The sequence below is a fragment of the Verrucomicrobiia bacterium genome (assembly GCA_035765895.1).
GTDB lineage: Bacteria > Verrucomicrobiota > Verrucomicrobiia > Limisphaerales > DSYF01 > DSYF01.
Genome location: DASTWL010000083.1, coordinates 22,229 through 28,680, shown reverse-complemented (window position 1 = coordinate 28,680; position 6,452 = coordinate 22,229). Strand labels below are relative to the sequence as shown.

Sequence of the window (6,452 nt, the reverse complement as noted above, 5' to 3'; positions counted from 1 at the left end):
CATCAACCAGGTGCAGGTGAACGAAACGGTTGGCCTCACATTTTCCGCCGCGCTGAGGTCCATTTTGCGCCAGGCGCCGAACATCATCATGATTGGTGAAATTCGCGACATGGAAACCGCCACCATCGCCATCAACGCATCGCTGACTGGTCACATGGTGTTCTCGACGCTGCACACGAACGACGCCCCCAGCGCCGTAACCCGTTTGATCGACATCGGGGTGAAGCCGTTCTTGGTGGCGTCCTCCACCCGGGCCATGATGGCGCAACGCCTGGTGCGCAAAGTCTGCAAACGCTGCGCCGCGCCGTATTCCCCGACCGATCACGAGTTGAAGCAGCTCGGCTTGCAGGGCGAGGCGCTGCAAGGCGCCAATTTCATGCACGGCAAGGGATGCGGCGATTGCTCGAACACCGGGCACCGCGGGCGCATGGGCATTTTCGAGGTGTTCGTCATCGATGACGACGTCCGCAAACTCATTTACGACAAGGTGCCATCCTCGGTGCTGCGGTCGCGCGCCCGCGAAATGGGCATGCGCACGCTCCGCGAAGACGGCATTCGCAAGGTGCTGGCAGGGTTGACGACGCCGGAGGAAGTCATCCGGGCGACCGTCGGCGATGTGGATTAGGAGGTGGGCGATGCACAACGCCGCAGTCGAACGTTTTCACCCGCCGGGCCTGACCCGGCATTTCAAGGATTGATTTACCATGTCATATTCGATGTCTGATTTGTTGCAGTTGGTGGTGTCGGAAGGCGCCTCCGACCTTCACATCCGCGTGGGCACCGCGCCGACCATTCGCGTGCACGGCATTTTGCACCGTGTGGAAGGCCCGGCCTGCACACCGGAAGACACCGAGGAATTGATGCGTTCCATCACCTCGGACGACCACATTCAGCACGTGCGGGAGCGCGGTGGCGCCGACTTCGGCTTTGCCTTTGCCGATGCGGCACGGTTCCGTGTCAGCGTCTTCAAGGAAAAGGGCAACTTCGCCATGGTGCTCCGCCAGATTCCCAACAAGCTGCTCACCATGGAGCAGATTGGCGTGCCGCCCTCCGTCAAGGAACTGCTCTACAAGCCGCGCGGCCTGGTTCTTGTCACGGGGCCGACCGGTTCCGGCAAATCCACCACGCTGGCCTCGCTCCTGAACATCATCAACGAGGAGCGTGACGAGGTGCATCTCATCACGATTGAGGATCCGATCGAGTATTACCACAAGCACAAGCGCGCGCTGGTGACACAGCGCGAGATTGGTGTGGACGTGCCCAACTTTGCCGAGGCGCTGCGCCGTGCGTTGCGTCAGGACCCCGACTGCATTCTGGTCGGTGAAATGCGCGACCTGGAAACCATTGAGGCCGCCATCACGGCGGCGGAAACCGGTCACTTGGTGTTCGGCACCCTGCACACGACCGGCGCGGCCAAGACGATTGACCGTCTCACCAACGCCTTCCCGACCAACCAGCAGGAAATGATTCGTATCCAGCTTTCCACCGTGCTCCAGGCGGTCGTTTCGCAGTTGCTGATTCCGCGCATCGACAAGCCGGGCCGCGTTGCGGTGTTTGAGATCATGATCAACACGCCGTCCATTGCCGCGCTTATCCGCGACAACAAGACGTTCCGTATCCAGTCCGACATCCAGACCGGCGCCAAATTCGGCATGGTGACCCTCGACTCGTTCCTGATTGAAAAGTATCTCCAAGGCATGATTGCCCGCGAGGAAGTCATCACCAAGGCGCAGGACCCGGTTTCCGTCCAGGCCAAACTCCAGGAACTCGAGCTGGCCCAGGCCGTGGGGGTGGACAAGGACGATCTCATGAAAGGCAAGGTGTAACGCGCTATGGCCGAAATCCTGAACCCGCTGCTGGAGCTGGTCCGCGAGCAGGGTCTCATTGACGACCTGCAATACGAGGAGGTCTCCTCCGAGCACAAGCGGAGCGGCGAGCCGGTCTTCCAGATCCTGCAGAATTTCGGGATCATGGACGGCGATTCCATTTTGCAGGCCATGGCCAATCACGTGGCGGCCGAGGTGGTTTCCCTGCGGAACAAGGACATTCCCCCGGAGGTGATCGCGTTGCTGCCGGCGGCGCAGGCCCGCGCGCTCGAGTGCATTCCGGTGGAATTCGACGGTCACACAGTCAAGGTCGCGGCGCTCGATCCGTTGAACCCGACCCGCATCGACGAAATCGGCTTCGTCATGAAGCGCGATGTGCAGCTGGTGGTGGCCGATCCGGAAGAAATCAAGAAGGCCATCGACAAGTATTACGGCGAGGACACCGGCGGCAGCTTTGCCGACCTCCTGAAGGAGATTGGGGCCGACGAAGAAATCGCCATGGAGGTGAAGCAGGTCGAGGCGCAGGATGACGACGCCATCGTGGCCCAGCTGGCGGACGCGGCGCCGATTGTGAAGTTCGTGAACATGGTTCTCTTCCAGGCGGCGAAGGATCGCGCCAGCGACGTTCACTTTGAGCCCTTCGAGCACGAATTCCGCATCCGCTACCGCGTGGACGGCGCGCTGTATGAAATGTCCCCGCCGCCGAAGCATCTGGCGCTGCCCGTGATTTCGCGCATCAAGGTCATGGCCAACCTGAACATCTCCGAGCGCCGCCTGCCGCAGGACGGACGCATCAGCATGCAGATGGGCAGCAAAAACATCGACCTGCGCGTGTCCACGCTGCCGACGCAGTTCGGTGAATCGGTGGTGTTGCGTATTCTGGACCGCTCCGCCGTCAATCTGGACATCGACAGCCTCGGGTTTCCGAAGGAAGTCCACGATTACGTGGTGGACGCGATTGCGCGTCCCAATGGGATTTTCGTGGTGACCGGGCCAACGGGCTCCGGCAAAACGACCACGCTGTATTCCTGCCTGCGGCGGGTGAACGTGATCGACACCAAACTGCTCACGGCCGAGGACCCGGTTGAATTTGATTTGGAAGGCGTCATGCAGGTCGCCGTGAATGAAGCGGTCGGCATGACGTTCAGCAAGGCGTTGCGCTCATTCCTGCGTCAGGATCCGGATATCATCATGGTCGGGGAAATGCGCGACGTGGAAACGGCCCAAATCGCCATCCAGGCTTCGCTTACCGGTCACTTGGTGCTCAGCACCCTGCACACCAACGACGCGCCCGGTGCGGTGACCCGTCTGATTGACATGGGGGTGGAGCCGTTCCTGATTTCCTCCACCCTGGTGGCGGTGCTCGCCCAGCGGCTGGTGCGCCGCGTCTGCGCCAATTGCAAGACGCCGTTCGAGCCCACTGAGGCCCAGCTGGCCATGTTAAATCTTTCGCCCCATGACCTGGGCGACAAGCTTTTCTACTACGGCCGCGGCTGTTCGAATTGCAATGACACCGGATATAAGGGGCGCAAAGGCATTTATGAGTTGCTGGTCATCAGCGACGCGGTCCGCTCCCTCATCAATGAGCGCGCCCCCACCGTGGTGGTGCGACAAAAGGCCGTCGAACTCGGAATGGTGACGCTGCGGGAGGACGGCTTGCGCAGCATCTTCGAGGGTGATACGAGTATCGAGGAAGTCGTCAAATACACTTAACTCAATCCTGCCATGCCCAAGTTCAGTTACATCGCGATGGACCAAAAGGGGAAGGAGCAGAAGGGCGTCCTCGAGGTCGCTTCCCAGAACGAAGCCATCGCCCGCGTGCGGGACATGAACTTGTTCCCCACCAAGATCGTGGAGGTGGACAAGCCCAAGGAGAAGGGCGACAAGAAGGGCAAGGCCAAGGTGGCCGCCAAGCCCGGGGCGAAGAAAAAGGGGCAGATCAACTTCAACCTGAAGATCCCTGGCACCAGCGGCGTCAAATCCAAGGTTCTGACGACGTTCACCCGCCAGCTGGCCACACTGGTGGATGCCGGTTTGCCCTTGCTGCGCGGGCTGCGCGTGCTGGAAAAACAGGAGCGCAATCCCACGCTGCGGCGCACGGTCGGGGAGCTTGCCCTCTCCGTGGAAGGCGGCAGCACTTTCTCCGAGGCGCTGGCGCAGCATCCCAAGATTTTCAACCGCCTTTACGTGAACATGGTCAAGGCCGGCGAGCTGGGCGGCGTGCTGGAAGTGGTGTTGAACCGCCTCGCGGAATTTCAGGAAAAGGCGCAGAAGATCAAGGGCAAGGTGATTGCGGCCATGTTTTATCCCGTGGCCGTGCTCGTGGTGGCCGTGGCCATTCTCGCCGTGCTGACCGTGGTCGTCATTCCCAAGTTCAAGGAAGTGTTCGCGGGGCTTGGCGAAGGCCGTCCCTTGCCGGCCTTCACGACCTTCGTATTGAACGTCAGCGACACCATCCGGACGCATTTTGTTTACACCGCCATCGGCGTGGCCGCGGTCTTTATCGGCTTCATGCTCTTCATCCGAACCAAGTTCGGCCGGCGGGTCTGGGACAAGTTCAAGCTCAAGATGCCGGTCGTAGGCCCGGTGATCAGCAAGGTGGCCATCTCGCGCTTTACCCGCACCCTGGGCACGCTCGTCAGTTCCGGCGTGCCGATTTTGCAGGCGCTGACCATCGTCAAGGAAACCTCCGGCAACGTCATTCTCGCCAACGCCGTCGGCGCCGTGCATGAAAGCGTCAAGGAAGGCGAAACGATTACGGCGCCCTTGGAGGCGTCCGGTGTTTTTCCGCCCATGGTGGTTTCCATGGTGGACGTGGGTGAGCAAACCGGCGCCCTGCCCGAAATGATGATGAAAATCGCCGACAACTTCGACGATGAGGTGGACAACGCCGTGGCGGCCATGACGTCATTGCTGGAGCCCATCATGATCATTTTCCTCGCCGTCATCGTCGGCAGCATCGTGATTGCGATGTTCCTGCCTCTGATCGACCTGATGAACAATCTGGGCGGGAGTGGCGATTCGGGAGACTGAGCCACTCCAGCCAATTACGTCGCACCGTTGCTTCCAAGTGAGGCAACGGCGCTTTTTTTCACCAGCCTGACGAAATACCCGTTGACCAAAACTCTGCGCGGGCGTAAATACATTGTATTCACATTGCATGGCTGATTGATTTACGCGCAGCAGAAATGGACTTTGACTGGAACAACCCGCCGTTCGAGCTGAACAGCCCGCTGACGCAGAAGGACATAGAGGAATCCTTCGAGGATCCTTTTGCGGTCCGTTTGTTGCCGGACAGTTCCCGGTTTGCCGCCCAGTCCCGCTATTTCAACTTGGGCATGTCAGCGGCGGGTTATGGCGTTTTTAGCGTTTATCGCACGAATGGTCGGCAGGTGCGCGTGATTCTCGCCCGGGGGTTCGAACCCGAGGAGCGATTTTTTTATCAACGAAAAATGGATCAAACGCTGGCCTGACAGGGTCTCGCGTTGACGCATTGGCAGATGCTTTGAGAGTATCCACAACAACTTATGCAGGCGTTCTCCAGCTGGGAGGAGGTCCCCATCTTCGACAGCGAAGAAGCCGAAGCCGAATTCTGGGCGGAAAACCGTCCGGATTTGCGGCTGATGGAGGCTGCCGTGGCGTCGGCCAGCGAAGCGTCCGAATCGGTGACCATCACCTTGCGCATGGATCCCCGAATGCTGGCACGCATCAAGCGTCTGGCACGCTCCCGCTACTTGAACTACCAAAGCATGATCAAGCAGTGGCTCAGCGAGCGCATGGAGGACGAACTGCGTGAACGTTGAATCTCAGAACATGAACACTCGCCGAAAACAACTCTGGTCCGCGTCCGCCTTCACGCTCATTGAACTGCTGGTGGTGATTGCCATCATCGCCATTTTGGCGGGGTTGCTCTTGCCCGCGGGCGTTGCCATCCAACGCAACGCCGCGAAAAAAAAGGTGGCCACGGAACTGGCCAAGGTGGCCAACGCCATCGAAGCCTACAAGGCCAAGCAGGGTTACTATCCGCCCAGCAACGGCAACACCAACAATCCGGCGACCAACCAGCTTTACTTTGAGCTGGTGGGGTGCGTTCTCACCAACAACGGCACGTTGTTTCGGACGCTGGACGGAGCGGCGAACGCCACGCCGGCGGAGCTGAACGCTTACTTCTTGACCCAGGGCATCGTCAACACCAGCTCCGGGAGCGCGGACGACGGCAGCACGGCGCAGTCGTTCATTCGTGATCTCAAACCCGGTCAATACGGTGAGATTACCCTGGGCGGAAACAGGCTGCGTTTTCTGGGGGTGAACGTGGATGGACCCTTTGCGTTGGGGGGCATCAATCCATTCCGTTACAACTCAAGCCAGCCCACCAATAACGTGAATTCCTTCGATCTCTGGGTCGATGTGTTGATCGGTGGCAAGACCAACCGCATCAGCAACTGGAGCAAGGCGGAGGAAATCGTTCACTGACTCAAGCGTATGCGCGTGAACCCGGCAACCCTCCAACTGCGACGCCTCGTGGTGCAATGGCACGAGAGCGCGTGGAGCCTGCCGGTGCACGCCCATCCCCGCCGGAAATGCCGTTCGGTCGGTGCTGGGGCGGCCCGCCGTTTCAAGGGCGGC

At 60.0% G+C, this 6,452-nt stretch carries 7 protein-coding genes; all 7 read left to right on the top strand.

The annotated features are described in order from the left end of the window. Positions 1-625, top strand: a 625-nt coding sequence (locus VFV96_16455; protein HEU5071997.1) for an ATPase, T2SS/T4P/T4SS family, incomplete at its 5' end; no start/stop codon positions are given. A gap of 79 nt (positions 626-704) precedes the next feature. Beyond that, positions 705-1,826 carry a type IV pilus twitching motility protein PilT gene (locus VFV96_16450; protein ID HEU5071996.1) on the top strand — a complete coding sequence of 374 codons (1,122 nt, stop codon included), beginning with the start codon at positions 705-707 and terminating at the stop codon, positions 1,824-1,826. A gap of 6 nt (positions 1,827-1,832) precedes the next feature. Then, the gene (locus VFV96_16445; protein ID HEU5071995.1) at positions 1,833-3,539 is read left to right on the top strand and encodes an ATPase, T2SS/T4P/T4SS family; all 1,707 of its coding nucleotides are present in this window, start codon (positions 1,833-1,835) and stop codon (positions 3,537-3,539) included. Between the two features lie 12 nt (positions 3,540-3,551). Next, on the top strand, positions 3,552-4,859 hold the full coding sequence (locus VFV96_16440) for a type II secretion system F family protein (protein ID HEU5071994.1): 1,308 nt from the start codon (positions 3,552-3,554) through the stop codon (positions 4,857-4,859). A gap of 155 nt (positions 4,860-5,014) precedes the next feature. Continuing rightward, entirely contained in the window at positions 5,015-5,299 is a 285-nt protein-coding gene (locus VFV96_16435) for a hypothetical protein (protein ID HEU5071993.1), read from the top strand. A gap of 54 nt (positions 5,300-5,353) precedes the next feature. After that, entirely contained in the window at positions 5,354-5,629 is a 276-nt protein-coding gene (locus tag VFV96_16430) for a CopG family antitoxin (GenBank protein HEU5071992.1), read from the top strand. A gap of 10 nt (positions 5,630-5,639) precedes the next feature. Further along, a complete protein-coding gene (locus VFV96_16425; protein ID HEU5071991.1) occupies positions 5,640-6,299 on the top strand; it encodes a type II secretion system protein in 660 nt (219 codons plus the stop codon). Positions 6,300-6,452 lie beyond the last annotated feature (153 nt).

What these genes read in the sequence shown, in the direction of transcription:
- VFV96_16450 (HEU5071996.1), top strand. Translation starts at nt 705, where the DNA reads ATGTCATATTCGATGTCTGATTTGTTGCAGTTGGTGGTGTCGGAAGGC.
- VFV96_16445 (HEU5071995.1), top strand. Translation starts at nt 1,833, where the DNA reads ATGGCCGAAATCCTGAACCCGCTGCTGGAGCTGGTCCGCGAGCAGGGT.
- VFV96_16440 (HEU5071994.1), top strand. Translation starts at nt 3,552, where the DNA reads ATGCCCAAGTTCAGTTACATCGCGATGGACCAAAAGGGGAAGGAGCAG.
- VFV96_16435 (HEU5071993.1), top strand. Translation starts at nt 5,015, where the DNA reads ATGGACTTTGACTGGAACAACCCGCCGTTCGAGCTGAACAGCCCGCTG.
- VFV96_16430 (HEU5071992.1), top strand. Translation starts at nt 5,354, where the DNA reads ATGCAGGCGTTCTCCAGCTGGGAGGAGGTCCCCATCTTCGACAGCGAA.
- VFV96_16425 (HEU5071991.1), top strand. Translation starts at nt 5,640, where the DNA reads ATGAACACTCGCCGAAAACAACTCTGGTCCGCGTCCGCCTTCACGCTC.